Below are 24,158 nucleotides of genomic sequence, written 5' to 3'. Positions count from 1 at the left end.
GACCACCTCAGCGGATGCGACTGAGGACAGCCTGACCATACCCGACCGGCACCCCGTCGGCAGAGCGTGCGGGCCACCCCGGCGGGTGGTCCGCACGCCCGTCGTCAGTGCGCCCCGAGGACCGCGGCCACCTCGGGGATGCGGTCGACGTAGCCGTCGAGGAGCTTGCGCCCGACCGTCACCGAGTCCACGAGCGGGTGCAGGGCGAACGCCTGCAGCGCCTCGTTCCGGTCGCCGGTCAGGGCGGCCGCGATGGTGTGCCGTTCGACGGCCTTCACCTGCTGCATGAGGCCCAGCTGGTGCAGGGAGGGGGCGGACGTGGTCAGCGGGTGGACCCCGTTGGCGTCGACCGTGGTCGGGACCTCGACGACCGCGTCGTCGGGCATCCCGGCGATGGTTCCCCGGTTGCGGACGTTGAGGATCATCGTCGCGCGCTCGTTGCGGGTGATGGCGGCCATCACGCCCAGCGCGACGCCCGCGTAGCCCTGGTGCGAGGGGTCGGTCTCGACCTGGTCGGTGTGCGCGGGTCTCCCCTGCTCGCCGCCCTTGGCCTCGGCCATGTAGCTGGCGCTGCGCGCGGTCACGGTCTCGCGCCAGAACGCCGCGGCGTCGGCGCCCTTGGACCGGACCTCGCGGTAGAAGTCGCCCTGGGTCTCGAGCAGGAACTCCCCGCGGGTCGTGCCCGAGTCGACGATCGCCCGCACCGCGTCACGGTTGAAGTAGTAGTAGTAGAGGTACTCGTTCGGGATGAGGCCCATGGTGCGCAGCCACTCCGGCCCGAAGACGATGCCCTCCTCGAGGACCGAGAGCTTCTCGTCGTCGGCGAGCAGGGTCGGGAGCACGTCCACCCCGTCGTACAGGACCCGGCGCATCCACCCGAGGTGGTTCAGGCCGACGTAGTCCATCTGGACGCGGCGGTGGTCCAGGCCGAGGACACCCGCCACGCGGCGTCCCAGACCCGAGGGGGTGTCGCAGATGCCGAGGACCCGGTCGCCCAGGACGCCCTGCATGGCCTCCGTGATGATCCCGGCCGGGTTGGTGAAGTTCAGGAAGTAGGCGTTCGGGGCAAGTTCGCGGACCTTGTGCGCGATGTCGACCATGAACGGGACGGTCCGCAGGGCGTAGGCCAAGCCGCCCGGACCGGTCGTCTCCTGACCGATGACGTTGAGGTCCAACGCGACCCGCTCGTCGCAGCAACGGGCGGCGAGACCGCCCACACGCACTGCGGCGAAGATGAAGTTGCTCCCCGCCAGCGCCTGGTCCAGGGAGGTCGTCGGCACCAGCCGGGGCGCGTCGGGGAACTCCCGGGCGAACTGGGACAGGACGAGGACCATGCCGTCGAGGCGGTCCTGGTCGGTGTCGTACAGGGCCACCTCCTCCACCCGCGGGGTTCCCTGGTCGCGCAGGAGGGCCTGGTAGACGTAGGGGGTTCGGAACCCGCCGCCGCCGAGGATGCAGAGTTTCACGTGATGATCACCTTTCCGCCGGCGTCGCGGCAGAGTTGGAGGGGGGCGGGGTCGGCGCCCTTGGTCGTGATGAGGACGTCGACCTCGCTGACGGAGCACAGCCGCAGGGAGCCGGTGCCCGGGAACTTGGTCTCGGTGGCCAGGAGGACGACCTTCTCGGCGGCCTCGATCATGGCGCGTTTGATCGGTTCCTCGACCGCCATGTTGTCCACCACGCGACCGTTGTTGCGCACTCCGGTGCAACTCAGGAGGACGGTGTCCGCGTTGAGGTGGCTCAGCACCTGGCCGGTCACCGAGCCGACGAGGCTCTGGTAGTTGCGCCGCACGACGCCGCCGAGCAGGACGAGCCGGACGGCGTCGTCGTCGCGCAGGACGTCGAAGACGGCGAGGTTGGAGGTGATGACGGTGAGGTCGCGCCCCCGGAGGAGTTCGGCCACCAACGGGGTCGTCGTCCCGATGTCGAGGATGACGACCTCGCCGTCGTCGATGGAGGCCGCGGCCGCGGCGGCGACGCGTTCCTTCAGGGGGCGGTCGGTCGTGGCGACGAGGTCGAAGGGGCGTTCGCGGTTCTCGCTGCCCCCCTCGAAGGACGCGTCGCCGGTCACCGGCTGGGGCCGGAGGACTTCCGCCCGCAGAGCCTCGCCCGCGGTCCGGTCCTCGAGGGCGATGGCGCCACCGTAGGTGCGGACCAGTTCGCCGTCCTTGTCGAGCACCTGCAGGTCGCGGCGGATCGTCGACTCGCTCACCTCCATCCGCTCGGCGAGGTCACGCACGCTCGTCGCGCCCTCGTGGTGCACCGCGTGCAGGATGCGTCGGCGCCGCTCAGCGGAGATCACCGGTCCAGAGTAGGACCTTCGCGCGGAGTTGACCAGACTCGAGCAGAGACGGCCGAATTTACCGAGCTGTAACCCCAGGATCGACGCGGTCCCTTGCGTGACTCTGCGCGTGATGCTCATACTCGGCGGATCCTGGGCGCTACCGCCCTAGCCCCGTCGCACGCTGAGGAGCGTCCGTGCCTCCCACCGTCCCCGCGTCGCCCGGACCGGTCGTCGAGACCGACGTCGTGTTCGGCGGCACCGTCTTCTGCGACCTGGTCCTCTCGGGCACCCCGTTGCCCGGTCCGGGTGAGGAGGTCTTCGCCGACGGGTTCGCGCTGGTGGCCGGCGGTACCGCGAACCGCGCGGTCGCGACCGCACGGCTGGGCATGCACACCGGGATCCTCGCCGTGCTGGGGACCGACGTCCTGGGCGAGCACCTGCACGACCTCCTGGCGCGTGAACCGGGACTCGACCTGCGGTGGCTGCAGCGCACCTCCAGGTACCAGACCCCCGTCACCGTGGCCGTGACCAACGAGCACGACCGGGGTTTCATCACCTACCTGGAGGACGGCGCGGAGGTGCCCCGGCAGTGGCCCGGACCGCTGCCCGTGGTGAAGGCGGCCCACACCGGGATCGCCTTCGGCGTCCCCGGCTGGATCGCGGACCTGCGCCGGGCCGGGACGACGGTCTTCGGCGGCGTCGGCTGGGACGGTTCCGGGCTCTGGTCCGAAGAGGTCCTGCACCGCGCGGAGGAGGTGGACGTCTTCGTCCTCAACGAGGTCGAGGCCCTCAGCTACACCCGCACCGACTCCGTCGAAGCGGCCGCGAAGGTGCTCACCCGCCACGTCCGCTCGGTCGTCATCACCCGGGGCGCGGAGGGTGTCACCGCCGTGGACGCCGGCTCCGCGGGTGTCGGGTCCTGGGTCCACGTGCCCGCCGTGCCCGTCCGGGCCGTCGACCCCACGGGGGCCGGTGACGTGTTCACCGCCGGGCTGATGACCGGTTCCGTCCTCGGCTGGGACCTGCGGACCCGCGTCGCGTTCGCCGGCCTCGTCGCGACCCTCTCGGTCCGCTCGCTCGGCGGTTCCGCCAGTGCTCCCCGCCCCGCGGAGGTCGCGGAGTTCCTCGCCTCGCGACGCCCCGAGGGGGACTGGACCACCGTCCTCGACTGGGCCGCCCGGCAGCCGGCCATCCCCTCCTGAGACCACCACGTCCTGAGACCACCACGCACGCAGCTCGCGACCACCTTCCCGACCCACCCGTAGGAGACCCCGTGGACACGACCCGAGACTTCCCCCTCCCTCGCCGAGGCGTTCTCGCCCTCGCGCTGAGCGCCACGGCCCTGGTGGCCGCGGCGTGCGCACCCGGCGGTTCCGGTTCCGACGCCGCCCCCACCAGTTCCGAACCCGTCACCACCGACGCCGCGTCCCTGGGGAACGTGACCCTCACCGTCTGGGACCAGAACACCGACGGTGGCATCGACGACGCCCAGACCAAGCTCAACGACCAGTTCGCGGCCGCCTACCCGAACATCAAGGTCGAACGCGTGTCGCGGTCGTTCGCCGACCTCAAGACGACCCTGAAGCTCGCCCTGTCCGGTGACGACGCGCCCGACGTGGTCCAGGCCAACCAGGGCTACCCGGACATGGGGGCGTTCGTGCAGGCCGGTCTGCTGCAGCCGGTCGACGCGTGGGCGGAGGTCTACGGCTGGACGACCCGCTACCCCGAGGACCTGCTCAGCCTCAACAAGTTCTCCTCCGACGGTGCCACCTGGCGCGACGGGAACCTCTACGGCGTCTCGCAGACCGGGGAGATCGTCGGGCTGTACTACAACAAGGAACAACTGTCGCAGGCCGGTCTGACCGCGCCCGTCACCTTCGCGGACTTCGAGGCGGCCCTGCCGGTGCTGCAGGCCGCCGGCCTGCAGCCGATGCAGTACGGCGACGCCGACAAGAGCCCCGGGATCCACCTCTTCGGTGCGACCCTCTCGGCCGTCGCCGGGGTGAAGGCCGCCAGCGACCTCGTGTCCGGCAGCGGGGGCGCCTGGACCGACGACACCTCCGTCCAGGCGGCGACGAAGCTCTCCGAGTGGTCCACGAAGAAGTACCTGCCGGAGGGCCACAACGGCGTCGGCAAGGACCAGGCGGTCACCGACTTCGGGCAGGGCAAGGGGACGTTCCTCTTCACGGGGACCTGGCAGCAGGCGACGCTGCAGGAGGCCATGGGCGACAACGTCGGTTTCGTCGCGCTCTCCGGCGTCGACGACAAGGCCGAGACCCTGGGTGGTGTCGGGCTCGCCTGGGCGATCACCTCGAAGGCGTCCAACGCCAACGCGGCCGCGGCCTACATCGAGTTCATCACCAACGCCGCCGCCAGCCAGGTCCTGGTCGACACGGGGAACCTGCCCGTCGTCCTCCCCGAGGGGTACCAGGCCGTCGCCGGCACCCTCGCGGGCGACATCGCCGGGCAGTGGAACGACGTGAGCCAGCAGAACGGGCTCGTCCCGTACCTCGACTACGCCACCCCGACGTTCTACGACACCCTCACGGCCGGGGTCCAGCAGTTGACCGGCGGGCAGTTCACCCCGGAGGAGTTCACCGAGTCGCTGCAGAAGGACTACTCGGCCTTCCTCAAGGACCGCTGATGCCCGCGGTGTCCCCCCGGAGCAGTCGTCCGGACCAGGAAGCGGTCCCGGCCCCGGGCACCCCGGTCGTGACCTCCAGCCGGCCGGAGCGGCAGTGGAAGGCCTTCCTCTACCTGGCCCCCGCTCTCGTCGTCCTCATCGCCTTCATCGTCGTGCCGCTGGCGCAGGGTGCGTGGTACTCCCTCTACGACTGGAACGGCCTGTCCGCGGCGACCTGGGTGGGCCCGCAGAACTACGTGGACATCGTCACCGACCCGGCGCTGCGGGCGGCGTTCGGTCACGCGCTCGTGCTCGTGCTCTTCTTCGCCGTCCTCCCCGTCGTGGTCGCCCTGTTCCTCACCGCGGTGATGTCCCGGGCGCCCCGGCTGCGAGGGCTGGGCTTCTTCCGCGTGGTCCTCTTCCTGCCGCAGGTCATCGCGTCGGTGGTCGTGGCGACGTCGTGGCTGGCGATCTACGCCCCCGACGGCCTGCTCAACCGGCTGCTGCGTCTCGTCGGCCTGGGCCTGGTGACCCGTGCCTGGCTGGGGGACTTCTCCACCGCGCTGCCGGCCGTCGGGTTCGTCGGCAGCTGGGTGGGCATCGGGTTGTGCCTGGTGCTCTTCCTCTCCGGGGTCGGCCAGATCGACCCGGAACTCTTCGAGGCGGCGCGGCTCGACGGGGCGGGGCTGTTCCGGGAGTTCTTCGCCATCACGCTCCCGGGACTGCGCGGCCAGATCACCGTCGCCCTCACCCTGACCGTCGTCGCCGCCCTGAAGAGCTTCGACCTGATCTACGTGACGACGCGCGGCGGGCCGGGGAACTCCACCACGGTGCCGTCCTACCTCGCCTACGAACGGGCTTTCCAGACCAACCAGGTGGGCTCCGCCTGCGCCGTCGGCATCACCCTCGCCGTGGTGATCGTGCTCGTCACGGTCCTCATCTCCAAGCTGCAGCCGCAGGAGTCCTGACATGCGCATCAGCCGCTTCGAGACGAGCGTGAACTACGTCCTCCTGGGCGTCTTCGCGCTCTTCGCCGTGGTCCCCCTCGTGGGGGTCCTGATCTCCGCCTTCACCCCCGTCGACGAGTCCCGCTCCGGTTTCCAGCTGCCGTCCCGGTTCGCGCTGGAGAACTTCGGCGAGGCCTGGCGGCGCGGGCACTTCGGCGACTACGTGGTGAACAGCGTGCTGGTGACCGTGGGCGTCGTCGCGTTGACGATCCTGTTGTCGGTGCTGGCGGGGTACGCGTTCGCGACCATGCGCTTCCCCGGCCGGACGGTCCTGTTCTACGTCATGCTGCTCGGGCTGATGCTGCCGGTGGAGTCCTTCGTCATCCCGCTCTACTACGACCTCCGCGGCGTGGGACTGACCGACACCTACTGGGCCCTGCTGCTGCCCCAGACCGCGCAGTCGCTGGCCTTCGGCGTCTTCTGGATGCGCAACTACTTCCTCAGCTTCCCCGACAGCGTCCTGGAGGCGGGACGCATGGACGGTGCCGGCGACCGGACCCTGCTGTGGCGCGTCCTCGTCCCCAGCGCGGGACCGGCGGTCATGACGATGGGTCTGCTCATCGGCATGTGGACGTGGAACGAGTTCCTGCTGCCGCTCATCATGATCTCCGGGGAGGGGCTGCGCACGGCACCGCTCGGGCTGGCGTTCTTCCAGGGACAGCACGCGACCGAGCAGTCCCTGCTCGCCGCGGCCGCCACCATCGTGGCCCTGCCGATCGTCGTGGTGTACCTGTTCCTGCAGCGTCGCTTCATCGCCGGGATGCTCGGCGGAGCCGTCAAGGGGTGATCTCCTCGGCGTCCCGTCGCCGGACCGTGTCTCGAACCCCGAAACCTCGCCAGGAGTCCCGCGCGATGGAAGTCGTCATCACCCCCACCCCCCGGCACGCGGCCGAGCTGGCCGCGGACGCGGTCTGCCGCCTCCTGGAGGACGATCCCGGGTCGGTCCTGGGTCTGGCCACCGGATCGTCGCCGCTGGCCCTCTACCGGGCCCTCATCGACCGGCACCGGGCCGGCCGGGTGAGTTTCGCGCGGGCCCGCGCGTTCACCCTGGACGAGTACGTGGGGTTGCCCCGGGGGCACGCCGAGAGCTACCGGGAGGTGATCCGGCGCGAACTCGAGGACCACGTCGACTTCCCCGCGGGCGCGGTCACCGGACCCGACGGCCACGCGGAGGACCTCGCCCGGGCCGGACGGGACTACGAGGAGGCGATCGTGTCGGCCGGGGGTGTCGACCTGCAGGTCCTCGGCCTCGGCGGCAACGGGCACATCGCCTTCAACGAGCCGGGGTCGTCGTTGAACTCCCTCACCCGCGTCACGGCGCTCACTCGCCGGACCCGGTCGGACAACGCCCGGTTCTTCGGCGGGAACGTCGAGGAGGTGCCGTCGCTCTGCCTCACCCAGGGGCTGGGCACGATCCGGCGGGCGCGCCACCTCGTCCTGATCGCCACCGGCGAGGCCAAGGCCCCGGCCGTCGCGGCGATGGTGGAGGGGCCCGTCTCGGCGTCCTGCCCGGCGTCCGTGCTGCAACTGCACCCGCACGTGACGGTCCTGCTCGACGGGCCGGCCGCCTCGGACCTGCAGCCCCGGGACGACTACGCGACGGCCTGGGCGGTGAAACCCGCCGGGCAGGGGCTGTGACCCTCTCGGCAGACGTCCGGACCGCTGTTCACCTCGACGCCGGAGGGCCGGGGCGACACCGTCCCGGCCCTCCGGCGTTCGCCGTGCGTGAGGGGCTCAGCGCTCGATCTTGTCCAGCTTCAGCATCTTGGTGATGACGCTGTCGAGTTCCTCGTCGCGGAAGATCTTCTTCCAGTCGTCCTTGACGATCGACTCGCGGCCGTAGTCCATGGCGATGAGGCACGCGTCGGAGAACGGGTTCGACCCGCGGAGGCTGTTGGTCAGCGCGATCTGCACGTGACCGAAGAGCATCGCCTTGGCGGCCTCCTCGGGGACGCCCACGGTGTGGACGGTCTCGTGCAGGGCTTCCTTGAGCAGGGCGCCGATCATGCAGGCGATGGTCTCGACCAGGGTCGGTTCGAGGACGGCGAGCTGCTTCACGGTGACCCAGTGCACGGTGTCGACGGGGCCGTACATGATCCGGATGACGTCCTCGGCGATGTCGCGCTTGCTGAGGTCGTCGCTCTCGAACGCGGCGACGACGTTCTGCAGCGCGCCTTCTCCGCCGAAGTTGTCGGCGTACTCCTCGGGCCGGGTGCGCTCGAGGAACACCGACGGGTGGCAGGGGTGGGCGACGGCCTGGAGGACGTCCTCGCGCTGGGCGAGGAGGTTCGCGTAGGCGGCGGCCGGGTCGAGGGTGAGCAGGATCGAGCCCGGCTTCATGGCCGGGACGACGGACTTCGAGACGACGCCGAGCACGGTGTCGGGAACGGCGAGGATGACGACGTCGGCGCCGTCGACGGCCTCCTCGGTGGAGACGGCGGTGCGGCCCTCGGCGGCCATGCGTTCCTTGCCGGCCGGGGAGTTCTCGGCGTAGCGCAGGGTGTGGCCGGACTTCATGAGGTTGCGGGAGACCCGCATGCCCATCTTGCCGCCGGCGCCGACGACGGCGACGGTCACTGCGGGGGCTTCGGTCGTTGCGGTCATGCTGTTCGACTCCTGTCGGTTCTCAGGCGGTGGTGGTCTGGGGGGAGGGTTCCTCGAGCGCGGCCCGGCTGCGCCGGGACATGACGAGGAGGATGACGGCCGACAGCACGAGGAAGCCGCCGGTGATCATGAGCGGGATCTTCTCGTCGCCCGTGAGGTCCTTCAGCCACCCGGTGACGTAGGGAGCGGAGAACCCGCCGACGTTGCCCAGGGTGTTGATGAAGGCGATGCCCGCGGCGGCGGCGGCCCCGGTGAGGAACTGCGGCGGCAGCGACCAGAAGTTCGGCAGCGCCATGAAGATCCCGCAGGCCGTGACGGCGATGACGAGGATCGTCAGGTACGGCGAGTTCATGTACAGCGCGACCGGGACGCTCAGGCCGGCGACCAGGGTCGGCAGCGCGATGTGCCAGCTCTTGAAGCCGTTCTTCGCGATGTGGCGCGACCACAGGAACAGGGCGATCGCCGCGGGGACGTAGGGGACCGCGTTGACGAGGCCCTTCTCGAAGACCGAGAACGTCGTCCCGAAGCGCTCCTGGAACCCGGAGATGATCGTGGGCAGGAAGAACGCCAGCGAGTACAGGCCGTAGATGAGACCGAAGTAGGCCAGGGCCAGCGCCCAGACGCGGCCCTCCCTGAGGATGCGGCGCGCGGGGACGTGCCCGCGGTTCTCGCTCTCGGTCTGCTCGGCGTCGAGTTCACGGCGCAGCCAGGTGCGCTCGGTCGCGCTCAGCCACTTCGCGTCCTCGGGCTTGTCGGTGAGGTAGAACCAGCACGCGATGCCCATGACGATCGCGGGGATGCCGACGCAGAGGAACATGAAGCGCCAGCCCTCGAGGCCGAGGACGCCGTGACCCTGTTGCATGAGCAGACCCGCGAGCGGGGCCCCGATGACCGTGGTCAGCGGCTGCGCCAGGTAGAAACCCGCGAGCGCCTTGCGGCGGTACTCGCGCGGGAACCACAGGGTGAGGAACAGGATGGCGCCGGGGAAGAACCCCGCCTCGGTGACGCCGAGGAGGAACCGCAGTGCGTAGAGCTGTTCGGTGTTCTGCACCCAGGTGAACAGCGTCGCGACGATGCCCCAGGTGATCATGATGCGAGCCAGCCACTTGCGGGCCCCGAAGCGGTGCAGGGCCAGGTTGCTGGGGACCTCGAGGAAGATGTACCCGAGGAAGAAGATCCCCGACGCGAACCCGAACTGGGCCGCGGTGAGGCCGAGGTCGTCGCCCATGCCGTTGGGCTCGGCGAAACCGATCGCCGTCCGGTCGAGGTAGTTGATGAAGAACATCACCGCGACGAAGGGGATGAGCCGGACCGCGGCCTTGCGCAGCGCGGTGCTACCGGCGGTGGGGGAGGTGCTGGTGTCCATGGGAAGGCGTGCTCCCTTGCACGGGTGGTGGTCGTGGTCGCCGTCGTGGTCGCCGTCGCGGTCGGACCGGTCGGCTCGAGGAAACTGTCGCACCGTCGCGCAGATTGGTCAACCGGTTGTGCGCCTCAGTTGCCTGTCTGGTAGCTCGCCAGTGTCGCCAGCGATCGGGCGGTCCAGTCGGCCTCGAGCGCACGCGTCGTCGCGGCGTCATCCTGCGGCACCAGCCAGTGCTCGAGGACCTGGTGGACCCTGGCCGGGTCGGGCTGGACGACGGCGAGCAGGTCGCGGAAGTCGAGCTGTCCCTCGCCGAGGGGGCAGCTGGCCAGGGTGAAGCCCGCCCACCCGTCACGACGCGTGAACGTGAAGTCCTTCACGTGGATGTTGACCACGCGGGGGGCGAGTCGGCGCACGACGTCGCGGGGGTGCTCGAGGTTGGCGACGCAGTTGGCCGGGTCGAGCACGATGCCCAGGTGCGGGGAGTCGACCTCGTCGACGATCGCGAGCAGGTCGGTGGTCGGGATCTGCTCGTAGGTCTCCAGGCCCAGCGTGACGCCGGCGGCCGCGTACTCCGGGACGACCTCCCGCAGGCGGTCCACGGTCTCCCCGGCGGTGGGTCGGTCGCTCACCCCGCCGTGCTCGGAGTAGACCATCGAGCGGACCGTGCGCACCCCCAGGGCGAGGGCGTGCGCGAGGTGCGTGCGCAGGTGCTCGACCCCGGTTCCGCGGGTGCCCGTCTCGAGGATCAGGCCGCGTTCCGCGGTGGCCGTGCGCAGCGTGGCCGCGAGCTCGGGGGTGAGGGCCTCGAGGTCGGGGTGGTCGCAGACCTGGAACACCTGCCCGCCGAGGTCGGCGATCTCGTGCAGCATCTCCAGGAGGGAGATCGGCTGCGGTGCAGCCGGGTTCCAGCGGTGGCTGTACGCGTAGGTGGACACTCCGACGGCCACGATGCCTCCTTGGGCGCCCCGGGTCCCCGGAGCTCGATTGGTCAACCGGTTGCAGAGTATCGCTCCGGAGGGGCGGACGCGAGGAACAAGACGACGCCCGATCCGCTTGAACCCGGTGAGCGCGGACCGCGTGCCCGCGCGGGGCCTCCACCGCTGCGACGCCGCGGGAGCCGCCCCCGGCCCTGGTCACCCGGACCACCGCCGCCGAGCATCGAGGGAGAACCTGGACATGACTGATCTGCAGTGGCGTGTGGTGCTGGCCGCCGACGAGGCCGGTGTCTCCTACAAGAACGCCATCAAGGCCGACCTGCTCAAGGACCCCCGGGTCAAGGAGGTCCTCGACGTCGGCGTCGACAGCGACACCGACAAGACCGCCTACCCCCACGTCGCCGTCGCCGGTGCGCGCAAGATCGCCGCGGGTGAAGCGGATCGCGGGATCTTCGTCTGCGGCACCGGCATGGGCGTGGCCATCGCGGCCAACAAGGTCCCCGGCATCCGCGCCTCCGTCGCCCACGACTCCTTCTCCGTGGAGCGTCTGGTGCTCTCCAACAACGCCCAGGTCCTGACCCTGGGCGAGCGCGTCATCGGCAAGGAGCTCGCCCGCCGTCTGGCGAAGGAGTTCCTGGGCTACGTCTTCGACGAGACCTCCGCCTCCGCGGAGAAGGTCCAGGCCATCAGCGGCTACGAGACCACCGCGAACACCGACGCCGACGTGGCCGCCGCCTCCTGCTGAGCCCCCGGCCCGGCGCCGCGTCCTGACTCCCGTCCCCGGGTGACAGGATGCGGCGCAGGATCGGCGCAGGGAGGCGTGGACGGTGCAGCGGGATCTCCTGCTCGGGGTCGACATCGGCACCGGCAGCAGCAAGGGCGTGCTGACGACGCTCGACGGACGGGTCCTGGCCCGGGCCTCGCGCCGGCACCGCACCGACAACCCCCGCCCCGGCTACGTCGAGCACGACGCCGACGCCGTGTGGTGGGACGACTTCTGCGCCGTCTCCCGCGAACTCACGGTCCGCGCCGCTGACCCGACGGACGCCGCCCACGGCCGGGTGGTGGCCGTCGGCGCCAGCGGCATCGGTCCCACGGTCCTCCTCGCCGACGAGCACGGGCGCCCGTTGCGTCCCGCGATCCTCTACGGCGTCGACACCCGCTCCGTCCAGGAGGCCGCCGAGCTCGAGGAGCGCTACGGCGCCGATGACCTGTTGCGCCGCTGCGGTTCCACGATGTCCACCCAGGCCGCGGGCGGGAAGCTGGAGTGGCTGCGCCGCCACGAACCCGACGTGTTCGCCCGGGCGCGCCACTTCTTCATGTCGAACTCCTACCTCGCCTTCAGGCTCACCGGCGAGTACGTCCTGGACCAGCACTCCGCCAGCCAGACGACCCCGCTCTACGACCGCCACGAGGCCGCCTGGATCGAGGACCGCTGCGAGGAGGTCGCCGCGGGCCTGCCGATGCCGCGCCTCGTCTGGCCCTCCGAACGGGTCGGCACCGTGACGGCCGCGGCGTCCGCGGTGACGGGGATCCCCGCGGGCACACCGGTGGCGGCCGGCACCTGCGACGCGTGGGCCGAGGCGGAGAGCGTCGACGTCGGCCGTCCCGGCGACCTCATGGTCATGTACGGCTCCACGACGTTCTTCATCGCCGTCACCGACGGCCCCCGGGTCCACCCGGCGCTGTGGGGGACGGCCGGGGTACGGCCGGGGCAGAACACCCTGGCCGCGGGCATGGCGAGTTCCGGCAGCGCCGTGGAGTGGTGGCGGGAGACGAGCGGTTCGCCCGACGTGACGGACCTCGTCGCCGAGGCCGCCGCCGTGCCGCCGGGTTCCCACGGGCTGCTGGCGCTGCCCTACTTCGCCGGGGAGCGCACACCGTTCGCGGACGCCGACGCCCGGGGCGCGTTGCTGGGCCTGACGTTGCGCAGCACCCGCGGCGAGGTCGACCGGGCACTGCTCGAGGCGACCGCCTACGGGGTGCGGCACAACCTCGACGTGATGCGTGACGCCGGCGTCGACATCCGCCGCGTGGTCGCCGTCGGGGGCGGGACGGGATCCCCGTTGTGGCCGCAGATCGTCACCGACGTCACCGGCCTGCGCCAGGAACTCCCCGCCGAACGGGTCGGAGCCGCCCTGGGCGACGCGAAGTTCGCCGCGGTCGCCCTCGGCGCCGTCGACGTGGACGCCACCTGGAACCGCGTCGAATCCGTCACCGAACCCGATCCCGTGGCCGCCGAGGTCTACGCCGAGCTCTACCCGGCCTACCGGCGCCTGCACGAGGTGACGGCGGACCTGCAGCACCAGTTGTCGGCGCTGGAACGCCGCACCCGGCTCTGACCGGTCCGAGCACCTACCTCCCGGGGGCGCCGAAGCGGTCGACGTGTTCCGCGAGGAACTGCGCGAACGACGTGGGCGGGCGGTGCAGGACCTCCGCCACGTGCGGACTGGTCCAGTCCGCGTCCCCCGCGGCGAAGAGCCCGAGGGCGCGTGCGTTGTCCTCGGCCACCGCCGGCGCCAGACCCGCCCGGACCATCGCGGCGGCCTGTTCCCCGACGGTGAGGCGACCGTGGGTCACGGTGCGCCCGAGCACCTGGGAGAGTCCGGTCGCGACGTCGTCGTAGGAGAGGGTCTCGGCTCCGCTGAGCCGGTAGGTCCTCCCCGCGTGTTCCCCCGGGGAGGCCGCCACGGCGGCCGCGACGGCGGCGACGTCCCGCGCGTCGACCATCCCGATGCGTCCGTCCCCGGCCGCGGTGGCGAACGTGTCGGTGGCCGCGACGCTGGGCGCCAGCGCGAGGACGTTCTGCAGGTAGGCGTTGGCGCGCAGCAGGGTGTGCGGGATCCCGGTCGCCGCCAGCGCCTGCTCGACGCGGTGGTGGGCGCGACGGCGGGCGATGGGCGAGTCCGCCGACGCGTCGGCGGTGATCTTCGTGACGTGCTCGACCCCGGCCGTCCGGGCCGCCGCGACGACGGTGAGCTCCTGGTCCGCCGCGGGTGCGGTGACCAGCACCACCGAGGTGACGCCCGACAGCGCAGCGGTGACGGAGCCGGCGCGGTCGAGGTCCCCGGGGAACACCTCGACGCCGATCGCTCGCAACCCCTCGTGCGCCGCCGGATCGCGCACGAGGAGGCGGACCGGGTGCCCGGCGACGGCGAGGGTCCGGGCGGCGTGCGCTCCGACCTTTCCCGCGGTGGTCACGAGGATCATGCCGCCACCCCCGTCCGGAGCGCGGCCAGGACCTCCCGCACCTCGTCGGGCCCGTGCAGTCCGATCGACGCGCTGGGCGAGGTCCCGGCGGTGAGCGCGACGGCGACCTCGCCGACGTCGCGGGCCTCGACCTGACCCTGCGCGACCCGGCTGGTGACGGGGCCCAGGACGAGGGAGAACACCCGGCGCGAGGACCCCGACTCCGCGGCGGCGACGCGCTGCATCATCTGCAGCGCAGCCTGTTCCATGCTCACCAGGCCGCTCCCGGGGACGGGTCGGTCGGCGGAGTCCCCGACGATCACCGTGTAGGCGCCCGCGGCGCTCAACCGCGGCAGCGCGGCGCGCAGCACGGCCACGTGCGCCGTCGCCAGTCCCGTGAACGCGTCGTTCCAGTCGTCCTCGTCGATCTCGGCCAGCGTGCGGCCCTGCCACCAGCCGCCGATCGGTGCGACCACGGAGTCCAGCCCGCCGCGGAGGTCGACCACGCGCGCGACGAGCTCCTCCGCGCCGGCGAAGGTGGTGTAGTCGTGCACGACGAGGTGCAGGTGGGCGTCGGCCGCGTCGCCCAGGAGATCGCGGAACTCCGCCGCGCGCTGTGCCGAGCGGGTGGGGACGACGACCTCGGCGCCGGCCGCCAGGAAGGCGCGGACGACGCCCTCGCCGACGGCGCCGGTCCCGCCGGGAACGAGGACGCGGTGGCCGGTCAGGTCGGTGCGGGGATCGGGCAGGGGTGCGGTGGGCACGACGTCTCCAGGTTCGTTGGTTCTAACAACATTGGTGTGACCAACATAAGCACGTTCGTTGGGTGTGTCAACGATTAAGCTCGCCGGCATGACCGCTGACCCGTCGACCCGTCCTCCGGCGCGGCTGCGCTCCCTCGTCAGCTGGCAGGCGAGCAAGGTCACCACGGTGGGGACACGGCTGACCGCGAGCAGGATGCCCCTGGCCGCCCGCGGCGACTTCGCGGTGCTGGCGGTCCTGGAGGAATCGGGGCCCGTCAGCCAGGCCGAGCTGGGGCGCCGACTCGGCCTGGACCGCAACGACGTCAACGGCGTCGTGGGTCGACTCCAGAAGGCCGGTCACGTCGAGCGGGAGGTCGACCCGCAGGACCGGCGGCGCAACGTGGTGTCGCTCACGCCCGACGGCGGACAGTACCTCGACGAACTCCAGACCCTCACCGACGCCGTCCAGGCCGAGCTGGTGTCCGCCCTCGACGCCGAGGAGGTGGAGCAGCTGCGAGCGCTGCTGTCGAAGCTCCTGACGGCCCACCCTGCCCTGCCCGGCTGAGGCCCGGCCTCACCGCTCACTCGATGCGCGCGAGTTCCGTTCCCGCCGCGCACACGGTGCCGGGACGGGCGGTCCAGCGGATCCGGCCGTCGCGGTGCGCGAGGAGAGGGGTTTCCATCTTCATCGCCTCCAGCGCCCCGACCGGGTTCCCGGCCGCGACCTGGACGTCGTCGTCGACGTGCCGAGCGACGAGCGTCGCCGCGATCGGGGCGACGAGGACCGCCGGATCGGCGGAGGGGAGTGGCTTTCCTGCGACGGGTGTGCTCGTGCGGGCCAGGTCCGCCGGCAGGGCGAGGGTGAAGCGGCGTCCGTCGACCTCGACCCAGCTGCGCACGACTCCGGCCTCGGGGTCGGGGACCGGCCGGTCCGCGGCGAGGTCGTCGAGCCAGTCGCACTCGGTCTCGATCCACCGCGTGTGCACCGCGAAGTCGTCGGTGAACGCGGGGTCCTCGAGGAGTCGGCGGTGGAAACCCGCGACGGTCGGGAAACCGTCGAGGCGCAGTTCCGCCAACGCCTGGCGGGCCCGGCGCAGCGCGTGCCGACGGTCGCGGCCGTGGACGACGAGCTTCGCCACCAGCGAGTCGAACGCCGGGGCCACGACGGAACCCGTCGTGACCCCGCTGTCGACCCGGACGCCCGGACCGCCGGGCAGGTCGAGACGTTCCACCGCGCCGGGGGTCGGCAGGAAACCCCGGCCCGGGTCCTCGGCGTTGAGGCGGAACTCGAAGGCGTGCCCGCGGGGTGCGGGGGTCTCCGTGACCTCCAGCGGCAGACCGTCGGCGACGAGGAGCTGCTGGCGCACCAGGTCGATCCCCGTGGTCTCCTCGGTGACCGGGTGCTCCACCTGCAGGCGGGTGTTCACCTCGAGGAACGAGACGACCCCACCGGCCCCGACGAGGAACTCCACCGTCCCCGCGCCGCGGTAGTCGACCGCGGCGCAGATCCTCTGTGCCGCACTCACGACGGCCTCGTGCTGCGCGGCGGTGAGGAACGGTGCCGGGGCCTCCTCGACGAGTTTCTGGTTGCGACGCTGGACCGAGCAGTCACGGGTGCCGACGACCACGACGCCCCCGCGGCCGTCACCCACGACCTGCGCCTCGACGTGCCGCGGGCGTTCCAGGTACTGCTCCACGAAGCACTCACCGCGCCCGAACGCGGCGACGGCCTCGCGGACGGCGGAGTCGTAGGCCTCGGGGACCTCCTCGAGGTCGTGCACGACGCGCATCCCCCGACCGCCACCGCCGAAGGCGGCCTTCACGACCAGGGGCAGCCCGTGCTCGCGCGCGAACGCCAGGACCTCCTCGACCCCGGACACCGGCCCGGGGGTGCCCGCGGCCAGCGGTGCGCCCACCGAGCGGGCGATCTCGCGGGCGGCGGTCTTGTCGCCCAGGCGTTCGATCGTGTCGGGGGTCGGACCGATCCACGTGAGCCCGGCGTCCTCGACGGCGCGGGCGAAACCCGCGTCCTCGGAGAGGAACCCGTACCCGGGGTGGACGGCGTCGGCACCGCTGGCGCGCGCTACCGCGAGGAGCTTCGCCGCGTCGAGGTAGGTCTGCGCGGGAGTGGTCCCGGGCAGCGCCCACGCCTCGGTGGCGGTGCGGACGTGCAGCGCGTCGGCGTCGGCGTCGGCGTAGACCGCGACGGAGGCGACGCCGTAGTCGGCGCAGCCGCGGGCGATGCGGACCGCGATCTCGCCGCGGTTGGCGATGAGGACCTTCTTCACGCCGACGTTCCTCCTGGTGTCGTGGGCCGGAAACGCACGCGGGCCCCCGGGGGGACCTGCGCGAGCAGGTCGAGGTGGTGGGCGGCCACGCAGGCGATGACCGGGTAGCCACCGGTGACGGGGTGGTCGGCGCCGAACACGACGGGCCGCCCGTCCGGCGGGACCTGGATCGCACCGGGAACCGTTCCCTCACTGGGGAGTTCGCCCGGCACCCGACGCTCCAGGGGTTCTCCGTCGAGACGCAGGCCGACCCGGTTGGAACGCGGGGTGACCGTCCACTCCTGGGTGGCGAAGCGGTCGAGCGCCCCGGTCGTGAACCAGTCGTCGCGCGGGCCGAGCTGCACGTCGATCTCCACCACGTCCCCGTCGGCGGGGAGGTCCTGCGCCGCAACGGTTCCCAGGGTGACCGGACTCCGGGGCGAGGGGCCGACGGGCAGGTGGTCCCCGGCCCGCACCGGGTCCGGTCCGGTACCGGAGAGGAGGTCGGTGGAGCGGCTGCCCAGGACGGGCGTGACCGCGAGGCCGCCCCGCACGGCCAGGACCGACCGCAGCCCGCGGGCGGGACTCCCGACGAGGAGTTCCTCGCCCTCGTCAAGGGCGAACGGTCGGTCTGCGGCGACCGGGAACGCCGCGGTCGGGGTCGTGACGGTGAGCTCCGCGGGGGCGCCGGTCGAGGCGAGGACGAGACGGCCGTGGGCCCGGACCCGCAACCCCCCGGCGACGACCTCGAGGGCGGCGAGGTCCGGGGCGTTCCCGACGAGGCGGTTCGCCCGGCGCAGCGCGGCGCGGTCCAGCGCACCCGACCGGGAGAGGCCTTCCGCGGACCGGCCGGGACGGCCGAGGTCCTGGACGAGGGTCTGCGCTCCCGGGGCCACGACCTCGAGGAACGGCGCCTCGACGGGTTGGCGCCGCACCGGCGGGGGCACCGCGGGGACGGGCGGCTCGGGGGTCTCGACGAACCGGACGCGCATGCCCGGCCGCAGCAGGGCCGGTTCGGCTCGCTCGACGTCCCACATCGTGGCCGACGTCCGTCCCAGCAACCGCCAGCCCCCCGGACTGGCCCGGGGGTAGATCCCGCCGAACCGGCCGGCGAGGGCGACGGACCCCGCGGGGATGGTCGTCCGGGGGGTCTCTCGGCGCGGGACGTCGAGGACGGGGTCGTCCCCGGCGAGGTAGGCGAAACCCGGCGCGAAACCCGTGAACGCCACCGTCCAGGTCGCGGCGGTGTGCCGGCGGACGAGGTCGGGGACGTCGATCCCGCACGTCCGGGCCACCTCGGCGAGGTCTTCGCCGTCGTAGTGCACGGGGATCTCGACGAGGGTTCCGGTCACTGTCGCGCCACGGGGCAAGGACCGGTCGCGCACCGCGGCGGCCAGGGTGGCGGCACTGGTCAGCAGGGGCTGGAAACGGATGAGGACGGTGCGCGCGGCGGGGACGAGTTCCGTCGTCCCGGGCGGGGGCCCGGCGGTCAGCGAGGCGTGCAGGGCGAGGGCTTCGTCGAGGTCGGCGACCTCGACCAGGAGGCCGTCGGACCCGCAGGGGAGGAACCGCACGGTCAACCGGCGAAGGCGCGGACGGTCACGCCCGCACCCTCGAGTCCGCTGCGCACGGCCCGGGCCATCTCGACCGCGCCGGGTGAGTCGCCGTGGACGCAGATGGACTCGGCCGCGACGGGCACCTCGGAACCGTCCACGGCCGTGATGGTCCCGTCGCTCACCCACCGCACCATCCGGTCGGCGATCTCCTGCGGGTCGTGGAGCACGGCCCCGGGAACACGTCGGGAGAGGAGGTTCCCCTCGGGGGTGTAGGCCCGGTCGGCGAACGCTTCGGCGACGACCGTGAGTCCCGCGGCACGGGCCCGCTCCAGCAGCGGTGACCCGGCGAGGCCGACGAGGGGGAGGGACGCGTCGAAGCTGAGCAGCGCGGTGATGACCGCGCGGGCGTGCCGTTCGTCGTGGGCGATGGTGTTGTAGAGGGCGCCGTGGGGTTTCACGTAGTCGACCTGCGCGCCCAGCGTGCGGGCGACGCCGGACAGGGCGCCGAGCTGGTAGACGACGTCCCCGGTGAGTTCGTCCTCGCTCGCGTCGACGTAGCGCCGGCCGAACCCGGCGAGGTCGCGGTAGGAGACGTGGGCGCCGATGCGGACCCCGCGCTCCTTGGCGCTCGCCACGGTGCGGGTCATGGTGGCGGGGTCCCCGGCGTGGAACCCGCAGGCCACGTTGGCGCTGGTCACCGTGGCGAGGACCGCGTCGTCGTCGCCGAGCTCCCAGCGGCCGAAGCCTTCGCCGACGTCGGCGTTCAGATCGATGGTGGCCACGGATCGATCCTGCCGATCGTTCAACGATTCCGCAAGAGGTCCCGCTGGTACCGTCCACGACGTGGAACCCCAGGACCGCTCCGGTCGCGCGCACCGGGTCGCCGACCTGGTGCGGGACGGGATCCTCGACGGCAGCTACGGCGTGGGGTCGCGGTTGTCCGAACCCGAGCTCTGCACCGCCTTCGAGGTCTCGCGGAACACGCTGCGCGAGTCGTTCCGGATGCTGGCCGAGGAACGGCTGGTGGTCCACGAGCTCAACCGCGGGGTGTTCGTCCGCGTCCCCAGCGAGCAGGACGTCCACGAGCTCTACGACGCCCGGCGACTCGTGGAGTGCGCCGCCGTCCGCGACCACGGCCGGCGCACCGACGGCCTCGCCGACGTCGCGGAGACCCTCGAACGCGCCGAGCGCCTCGCCGCAGCGGGGGACTGGATCGGGGTCGGTACCGCCGACATCGACTTCCACCGGGCTCTGACCGCACTGGGCAGCGTCCGCATCGAAGGACTCATGCAGAGCATCTGGAACGAGATGCGCCTCGCCTTCCACGTCGTCGGTTCCCCCGACGACTTCCACGGCTCGTACCTGGCGCGCAACCACGTCGTCCTGGACACCCTGCTCGAACGCGGTGGCGTCGCGGCGGCCAGGGAGTTGCGCAGCTACCTCGACGAGGCCGAAGGGCGCGTGCTGCAGGCCTACCGCGACCGCCGCTCCGCCTGAACGGCCTCGGCCGCGGCACGGACCAGCGCGATCGTCTGGTCGACGACCGCGCGGCGGTCCTCCTCGAACGCGGCGTCGGTGATCGTCGCGGGGTCGGCGGGGTCGACGATCGCCGAGACGTGCAGGTGGCCGCCGGGGACGTGGTCCGCCCCGAGGGCGAGCCGCAACCGGTTCGAGCGGTACATGCTCTCGTTGCTGAGGTAGTCGCCGCCCGTCCCGGCCGCCGCGGTGCTGCCGGGGGAGGGGTCGGGGTTCGAGCGCAGCGCCACGGGGTCGGGGAACGAGCCGGCGGGCCACTCCCGGATCCCCTGCTTCAGCACGACGGGCCAGGGGCCGGTGCCGGCCGCGACCATCGCCGCGTGCGGCAGGGTCGTCTCGATCCACTCGGGGTTCTGGTCGGGCTGGGCCCAGCGGGCGGCGCGGCCCACCGGCCCGAAGTGCTGGTCGCGGCTGTTGTCCGGGGTGCCGCCGCGGGCGTTCGCCGCCCACTTCTCCACGTCCATCCGGCCGCGGCTGGTCATGCTGATCGTGGTGATCAGGTCCGCTCCCGCGAGCAGGGCCGGGCCGAAGGCGTCCTCGACGACCCCCTGGTCGAAGTCGCCGTAGTTCACCGGGAGCACGACGGACCGGACGACGACACGCCCCGCCGGGGTGTCGAAGATCGCGCCGTCCAGCTGCAGCGCAGCGCATCCGGACGGGTTGGAGTGCCGGACGTCGGCGTCGAGGCCGTAGGGGTCGAAACCGCTCACCGCGACGCGCAGGTCCCCCGCGGCGGCTTCGGGCCAGAGCGGGCGGTCGATGCCGCGGGAGGTCCGGTCCAGCACGTGCAGCAGGGCGAGGCGCTGGTGCTGGACCTCCAGGACGTCGTGGTCGAGGCTGCGCAGCACCGAACCCGTCGCGGTGCGGGCCCAGTACAGCGGACGGTCGTCGTAGGGGTCCAGGCCGTCGGAACCCGGTTGGTTCCCTGCCCGCCGGACGGCGCTCTCCCACAGCCGGGTGCCGTGGTCGCGCACGACGGTGTGGAGGGCGTCGAGGGTGCTCACCGTTCCCACGGCGGCCGTGAACTCCGCCACGAGCGTCGAGAACCCGGACGCGGTGAGGACCTGCTCGGCGACCGGGGCGGTGAGCCGGGATTCCTCCACCGTCGGCGGGAGCGGACGGGACGGGCTGTCGTGGGGGGTGCTGCTGGTGGTGGGCATGTCGACGTCACCTCGGGGGCTCGACCGGGAGTTGCCTGCGGAAACTGGTCCGACCGTACCCCTTGCGCGATCGTTGAACGATCCCTAGCGTCGCCGGGAACACTCGACCTCCCGTTCGTCCTCCGGAAAGGCGCGGAAGTGCTCGTTCTCCTCGGAATCCTCGTCGTGGTCGCGGGTTTCGCCCTGCGGCTCAACCCCATGCTCGTCGTCACCGTCGCCGGCCTCGTGACCGGTTTCCTCGGCGGGATGACCCCCGTCGAGGTGCTGAACGCGTTCGGGACCGGTTTCGCCGGTTCCCGGTCCGTCAGCATCTTCCTGCTCGTCCTCCCCGTGATCGGGATGGTGGAACGCAACGGTCTGCAGGAACAGGCCCGGCGGCTGGTGTCGAAGATGTCCCGGCTGAGCACGGGCGGGATCCTCGCGGGCTACTTCGTGATCCGCCAGGTCACCGCGGCCATCGGCCTGATGAGCATCGGCGGCCACGCCCAGACCGTCCGGCCGCTGGTCGCGCCGATGGCCGAGGCTGCGGCCGTCCGCCGGTTCGGGCCCCTCCCCGACGCGGTCTCGCAGCGCATCCGCGCGTTCGCGGCCAGCACCGACAACGTGGGCGCGTTCTTCGGTGAGGACATCTTCGTCGCCGTCGGTGCCGTGCTGCTGATCACCTCCTTCGTCGACACGACCTACGGCTACACGCTCGAACCCCTGCAGTTGGCGCTCTGGGCGATCCCGACCGCGGTGGTGGCGCTGCTGGTCCACGGCACCCGCAGCCTCCTCACCGACCGGGGGCTGGCCCGGGAGATGGCGAAGTTCGGCACGTCGGAGGTGGCGGGGTGATCCGCGTCGAGTGGTTCTACTGGGTGATGGGGTTCTTCTTCCTCGTCGTCGGCGCCCTCGTCGCCCGCGACCGGAGCAACCCCCGTCGGGCCACGAGCGGCGCGTTCTGGGCGTTGCTCGGCCTCTGCTTCCCGTACAGCTCGTTCGTCGTGGCGCAGACCGCGCCGGGGTGGCCGCTCGGACTCGCGATCGTCGCCATCGCCGCGATCGCGGGGACGGGTCGGTTGGCGCGCAGCGGGTCCGCCGCAGGCGGCGGGACGGCCGCGGTCGTCGACGGCCCCGGTTCCCCGGCCGGTCGTGCGGGGGCGACGCTGCTCGCGACGCGCGAGGTGCTCGCCGCCCGGTTCGGGAACCGTCTCTTCGTCCCGGTCCTCATCATCCCGGTCGTGACCGCGTTGTGCGCCACGGTGGGCAAGGACATCACCGTCGGCGGTCAGCCGTTGCTCCAGAGCGGGAGCGAGACCGTCATCGGTCTCGCCGCGGCGGGGATCATCGCGGTCCCCGTCGGGATGTGGTTGTTCCGGCAACGGACGCCGGCCCTCGCCCTGACCGAGGGACGTCGCCTCACCGAGGACCTCGGCTGGGCCCTGGTCCTGCCGCAGTTGCTGTCGGTGCTCGGGCTCGTGTTCGCGACCGCCGGGGTCGGGGACGCCATCGGCACGACGGTCTCGGCCGTCCTGCCGGACGGTGCGCTGTTGCCGGCGGTGATCCTCTACTGCGTCGGCATGGCGGTGTTCACCGTGGTCATGGGCAACGCCTTCGCGGCCTTCCCGGTGCTCACCGCGGCGATCGGCTACCCCGTGCTCGTCGAGGCCATGGGCGGGAACCCGCCGGTGGTGTTCGCGATCGGGATGCTGTCGGGGTACTGCGGAACGCTCTGCACCCCGATGGCCGCGAACTTCAACGTCGTGCCCGTGGCGTTGCTGGAACTCAAGAGCAACTACGCCGTGATCCGGCAGCAGATCCCGACGGCCGTCCCGCTGCTCGTCGCGAACGTCGTCCTGATGTACTTCCTGGCCTTCTGATGCTCGCCCCGCTCGCCGGGCGGTTGGCCCGTACGGCTGTGGCGAACGTGCGGCGGGAGTTCCCCCACGCGCCGGGGACGGAACTCCGGAGTCCCGGGGACCTGGTCCTGCCGAGGGCGGCGCACCCGGCCTTCCACGGGTGCTACGACTGGCACTCCGCCGTGCACACGCACTGGCTGCTGGTGTTCCTCCTCGAGCACCACCCCGAGGAGATCGACGTCGAGGCGGCGCGGACAGTTCTCGACGACCACCTCACCGCGGCCGCCCTCGAGCGCGAGACCCTCGCCCTGGTGACGTCGCCGGGTTTCGAGCGGCCCTACGGATGGGCCTGGCTGGTGACCCTCGCCGCGCAGTGCCGGGCCTGGACCGGTGCGAACCCCGCCTGGGTGTCGGCGCTGCGCCCCGCGGCCGACGCTGTCGCGGACCTCGTCCTCGACTGGCTGCCGCGGGCCGGGCGTCCGGTGCGCGCCGGGACCCACGCGAACTCCGCGTTCTCGCTCGGCCTGCTCCTCGACGCGGCTCCCGTGCTGGGCCGGGACGACCTGGCCGACGCCGTGCGCGCCACGGCCACGGACTGGTTCCTGCCCGACCGGGACGCCCCCCTGACCTGGGAACCGTCGGGAGAGGACTTCCTCTCGCCGGGTCTGGTCGAGGCCGACCTGGTGCGACGGTTGCTCCCCGCCGGGGAGTTCCCGTCGTGGTTGCAGGGGTTCTGGCCGGGGCTGGCGCAGGGGGAACCCCGGACCCTGCTCGAACCGGTCGCGGTGCCCGACCGGCGGGACGGCCGCCTCGGCCACCTCGACGGGCTGAACCTCTCCCGCGCAGCCGCCCTGGCGGACCTGGCTGCCGCGCTGGACCCGGCCGACCCGCGGCGGGACGTCCTCTCCGGGGCCGCCGACGTGCACCTCGGGCGGGGTCTGGAGGCGTTGTCCGCCGACGGCTACGCCAGCACCCACTGGCTGGGGACGTTCGCGGCGCGGGCCCTCGCCGCTCGGACGGGCGACCTCGGCGGCCCTCGGCCACGATGAGCGG

Annotated in this window: 23 protein-coding genes; 12 read left to right on the top strand and 11 right to left on the bottom strand. The window is 72.3% G+C overall.

Features of this window, described 5'->3' with window-relative positions:
- Positions 1–104 precede the first annotated feature (104 nt).
- Both AC0I8G_RS04125 and AC0I8G_RS04120 read right to left on the bottom strand, forming a co-directional pair.
- On the bottom strand, positions 105–1,466 hold the full coding sequence (locus tag AC0I8G_RS04125; protein ID WP_471728794.1) for a 6-phospho-beta-glucosidase: 1,362 nt from the start codon (positions 1,464–1,466) through the stop codon (positions 105–107).
- The gene (locus AC0I8G_RS04120; protein WP_471728793.1) at positions 1,463–2,302 is read right to left on the bottom strand and encodes a DeoR/GlpR family DNA-binding transcription regulator; all 840 of its coding nucleotides are present in this window, start codon (positions 2,300–2,302) and stop codon (positions 1,463–1,465) included. Before AC0I8G_RS04120 ends, AC0I8G_RS04125 begins: the two co-directional genes overlap by 4 nt.
- Positions 2,303–2,478: 176 nt before the next feature.
- Between AC0I8G_RS04120 and AC0I8G_RS04115 the strand changes: the two genes are divergently transcribed.
- From AC0I8G_RS04115 to nagB, 5 genes are all read left to right on the top strand, one after another.
- On the top strand, positions 2,479–3,486 hold the full coding sequence (locus tag AC0I8G_RS04115) for a carbohydrate kinase family protein (RefSeq protein WP_471728792.1): 1,008 nt from the start codon (positions 2,479–2,481) through the stop codon (positions 3,484–3,486).
- Positions 3,487–3,557: 71 nt separating this feature from the next.
- Entirely contained in the window at positions 3,558–4,928 is a 1,371-nt protein-coding gene (locus AC0I8G_RS04110) for an extracellular solute-binding protein (RefSeq protein WP_471728791.1), read from the top strand.
- Positions 4,928–5,875, top strand: a complete 948-nt coding sequence (locus tag AC0I8G_RS04105) for a carbohydrate ABC transporter permease (RefSeq protein ID WP_471728790.1) — start codon at positions 4,928–4,930, stop codon at positions 5,873–5,875. The genes AC0I8G_RS04110 and AC0I8G_RS04105 overlap by 1 nt, the downstream gene beginning before the upstream one ends.
- A gap of 1 nt (position 5,876) precedes the next feature.
- On the top strand, positions 5,877–6,701 hold the full coding sequence (locus AC0I8G_RS04100; protein ID WP_471728789.1) for a carbohydrate ABC transporter permease: 825 nt from the start codon (positions 5,877–5,879) through the stop codon (positions 6,699–6,701).
- Positions 6,702–6,766: 65 nt separating this feature from the next.
- Positions 6,767–7,552: a glucosamine-6-phosphate deaminase gene (gene nagB, locus AC0I8G_RS04095; protein ID WP_471728788.1), complete on the top strand. Its 786-nt coding sequence runs from the start codon at positions 6,767–6,769 to the stop codon at positions 7,550–7,552.
- Between the two features lie 96 nt (positions 7,553–7,648).
- Here nagB and AC0I8G_RS04090 read toward each other — a convergent pair whose 3' ends face one another.
- The 3 genes from AC0I8G_RS04090 to AC0I8G_RS04080 all read right to left on the bottom strand — a co-directional run bounded on the left by AC0I8G_RS04090 (position 7,649) and on the right by AC0I8G_RS04080 (position 10,828).
- Positions 7,649–8,518, bottom strand: a complete 870-nt coding sequence (locus AC0I8G_RS04090; protein ID WP_471728787.1) for a phosphogluconate dehydrogenase C-terminal domain-containing protein — start codon at positions 8,516–8,518, stop codon at positions 7,649–7,651.
- Positions 8,519–8,540: 22 nt separating this feature from the next.
- On the bottom strand, positions 8,541–9,884 hold the full coding sequence (locus AC0I8G_RS04085) for an MFS transporter (protein ID WP_380160386.1): 1,344 nt from the start codon (positions 9,882–9,884) through the stop codon (positions 8,541–8,543).
- Between the two features lie 125 nt (positions 9,885–10,009).
- Positions 10,010–10,828: a sugar phosphate isomerase/epimerase family protein gene (locus AC0I8G_RS04080; protein ID WP_471728786.1), complete on the bottom strand. Its 819-nt coding sequence runs from the start codon at positions 10,826–10,828 to the stop codon at positions 10,010–10,012.
- 229 nt (positions 10,829–11,057) lie between these two features.
- Between AC0I8G_RS04080 and AC0I8G_RS04075 the strand changes: the two genes are divergently transcribed.
- Both AC0I8G_RS04075 and AC0I8G_RS04070 read left to right on the top strand, forming a co-directional pair.
- Positions 11,058–11,561, top strand: coding sequence for a ribose-5-phosphate isomerase (locus AC0I8G_RS04075; RefSeq protein ID WP_471728785.1), 504 nt, complete (start codon positions 11,058–11,060; stop codon positions 11,559–11,561).
- 82 nt (positions 11,562–11,643) lie between these two features.
- Positions 11,644–13,158 (top strand): FGGY-family carbohydrate kinase, encoded by a 1,515-nt coding sequence (locus tag AC0I8G_RS04070; protein ID WP_471728784.1) that lies wholly within the window; start codon positions 11,644–11,646, stop codon positions 13,156–13,158.
- A 13-nt stretch (positions 13,159–13,171) separates the two neighbouring features.
- On the opposite strand, the gene AC0I8G_RS04065 is transcribed toward AC0I8G_RS04070, so the two are convergent.
- Complete coding sequence (locus tag AC0I8G_RS04065) at positions 13,172–14,026, bottom strand: NmrA family NAD(P)-binding protein (RefSeq protein ID WP_471728783.1); 855 nt, start codon at positions 14,024–14,026, stop codon at positions 13,172–13,174.
- Positions 14,023–14,769, bottom strand: a complete 747-nt coding sequence (locus tag AC0I8G_RS04060; protein ID WP_471728782.1) for an SDR family oxidoreductase — start codon at positions 14,767–14,769, stop codon at positions 14,023–14,025. Before AC0I8G_RS04060 ends, AC0I8G_RS04065 begins: the two co-directional genes overlap by 4 nt.
- Before the next feature lie 88 nt (positions 14,770–14,857).
- Here AC0I8G_RS04060 and AC0I8G_RS04055 point away from each other — a divergent pair, with 88 nt between their 5' ends.
- Complete coding sequence (locus tag AC0I8G_RS04055; protein WP_471728781.1) at positions 14,858–15,313, top strand: MarR family winged helix-turn-helix transcriptional regulator; 456 nt, start codon at positions 14,858–14,860, stop codon at positions 15,311–15,313.
- A gap of 16 nt (positions 15,314–15,329) precedes the next feature.
- Here the strand turns inward: AC0I8G_RS04055 and AC0I8G_RS04050 are convergent, their stop codons facing one another.
- The 3 genes from AC0I8G_RS04050 to AC0I8G_RS04040 are packed head-to-tail and all read right to left on the bottom strand — an operon-like array spanning position 15,330 to position 19,353.
- The gene (locus AC0I8G_RS04050; protein WP_471728780.1) at positions 15,330–17,036 is read right to left on the bottom strand and encodes an acetyl/propionyl/methylcrotonyl-CoA carboxylase subunit alpha; all 1,707 of its coding nucleotides are present in this window, start codon (positions 17,034–17,036) and stop codon (positions 15,330–15,332) included.
- Complete coding sequence (locus AC0I8G_RS04045; protein ID WP_471728779.1) at positions 17,033–18,589, bottom strand: 5-oxoprolinase subunit B/C family protein; 1,557 nt, start codon at positions 18,587–18,589, stop codon at positions 17,033–17,035. Before AC0I8G_RS04045 ends, AC0I8G_RS04050 begins: the two co-directional genes overlap by 4 nt.
- 2 nt (positions 18,590–18,591) lie before the next feature.
- Entirely contained in the window at positions 18,592–19,353 is a 762-nt protein-coding gene (locus AC0I8G_RS04040) for a LamB/YcsF family protein (RefSeq protein WP_471728778.1), read from the bottom strand.
- 61 nt (positions 19,354–19,414) lie between these two features.
- Here AC0I8G_RS04040 and AC0I8G_RS04035 point away from each other — a divergent pair, with 61 nt between their 5' ends.
- Positions 19,415–20,068: a GntR family transcriptional regulator gene (locus AC0I8G_RS04035; RefSeq protein ID WP_471728777.1), complete on the top strand. Its 654-nt coding sequence runs from the start codon at positions 19,415–19,417 to the stop codon at positions 20,066–20,068.
- Here AC0I8G_RS04035 and AC0I8G_RS04030 read toward each other — a convergent pair.
- Positions 20,044–21,267 carry a hypothetical protein gene (locus AC0I8G_RS04030; RefSeq protein ID WP_471728776.1) on the bottom strand — a complete coding sequence of 408 codons (1,224 nt, stop codon included), beginning with the start codon at positions 21,265–21,267 and terminating at the stop codon, positions 20,044–20,046. The genes AC0I8G_RS04035 and AC0I8G_RS04030 overlap by 25 nt on opposite strands.
- Positions 21,268–21,405: 138 nt before the next feature.
- Between AC0I8G_RS04030 and AC0I8G_RS04025 the strand changes: the two genes are divergently transcribed.
- Genes AC0I8G_RS04025 through AC0I8G_RS04015 form a run of 3 tightly spaced genes read left to right on the top strand, consistent with a single transcriptional unit; the run spans position 21,406 to position 24,154 of the window.
- Complete coding sequence (locus tag AC0I8G_RS04025) at positions 21,406–22,101, top strand: DUF969 domain-containing protein (RefSeq protein ID WP_328293282.1); 696 nt, start codon at positions 21,406–21,408, stop codon at positions 22,099–22,101.
- Positions 22,098–23,126, top strand: coding sequence for a DUF979 domain-containing protein (locus tag AC0I8G_RS04020; protein WP_471728775.1), 1,029 nt, complete (start codon positions 22,098–22,100; stop codon positions 23,124–23,126). The genes AC0I8G_RS04025 and AC0I8G_RS04020 overlap by 4 nt, the downstream gene beginning before the upstream one ends.
- Complete coding sequence (locus tag AC0I8G_RS04015) at positions 23,126–24,154, top strand: DUF2891 domain-containing protein (RefSeq protein ID WP_471728774.1); 1,029 nt, start codon at positions 23,126–23,128, stop codon at positions 24,152–24,154. Before AC0I8G_RS04020 ends, AC0I8G_RS04015 begins: the two co-directional genes overlap by 1 nt.
- Positions 24,155–24,158: the final 4 nt, after the last annotated feature.

This window comes from Kineococcus sp. AC630, assembly GCF_979255925.1.
The sequence above is the reverse complement of the archived record's forward strand: the minus strand, read 5'-3'. Positions and strand labels throughout refer to the sequence as shown.

What these genes read in the sequence shown, in the direction of transcription:
- AC0I8G_RS04090 (WP_471728787.1), bottom strand. Translation starts at nt 8,518, where the DNA reads ATGACCGCAACGACCGAAGCCCCCGCAGTGACCGTCGCCGTCGTCGGC.
- AC0I8G_RS04100 (WP_471728789.1), top strand. Translation starts at nt 5,877, where the DNA reads ATGCGCATCAGCCGCTTCGAGACGAGCGTGAACTACGTCCTCCTGGGC.
- AC0I8G_RS04055 (WP_471728781.1), top strand. Translation starts at nt 14,858, where the DNA reads ATGACCGCTGACCCGTCGACCCGTCCTCCGGCGCGGCTGCGCTCCCTC.
- AC0I8G_RS04015 (WP_471728774.1), top strand. Translation starts at nt 23,126, where the DNA reads ATGCTCGCCCCGCTCGCCGGGCGGTTGGCCCGTACGGCTGTGGCGAAC.
- AC0I8G_RS04065 (WP_471728783.1), bottom strand. Translation starts at nt 14,026, where the DNA reads ATGATCCTCGTGACCACCGCGGGAAAGGTCGGAGCGCACGCCGCCCGG.
- AC0I8G_RS04105 (WP_471728790.1), top strand. Translation starts at nt 4,928, where the DNA reads ATGCCCGCGGTGTCCCCCCGGAGCAGTCGTCCGGACCAGGAAGCGGTC.
- nagB (WP_471728788.1), top strand. Translation starts at nt 6,767, where the DNA reads ATGGAAGTCGTCATCACCCCCACCCCCCGGCACGCGGCCGAGCTGGCC.
- AC0I8G_RS04085 (WP_380160386.1), bottom strand. Translation starts at nt 9,884, where the DNA reads ATGGACACCAGCACCTCCCCCACCGCCGGTAGCACCGCGCTGCGCAAG.
- AC0I8G_RS04030 (WP_471728776.1), bottom strand. Translation starts at nt 21,267, where the DNA reads ATGCCCACCACCAGCAGCACCCCCCACGACAGCCCGTCCCGTCCGCTC.
- AC0I8G_RS04075 (WP_471728785.1), top strand. Translation starts at nt 11,058, where the DNA reads ATGACTGATCTGCAGTGGCGTGTGGTGCTGGCCGCCGACGAGGCCGGT.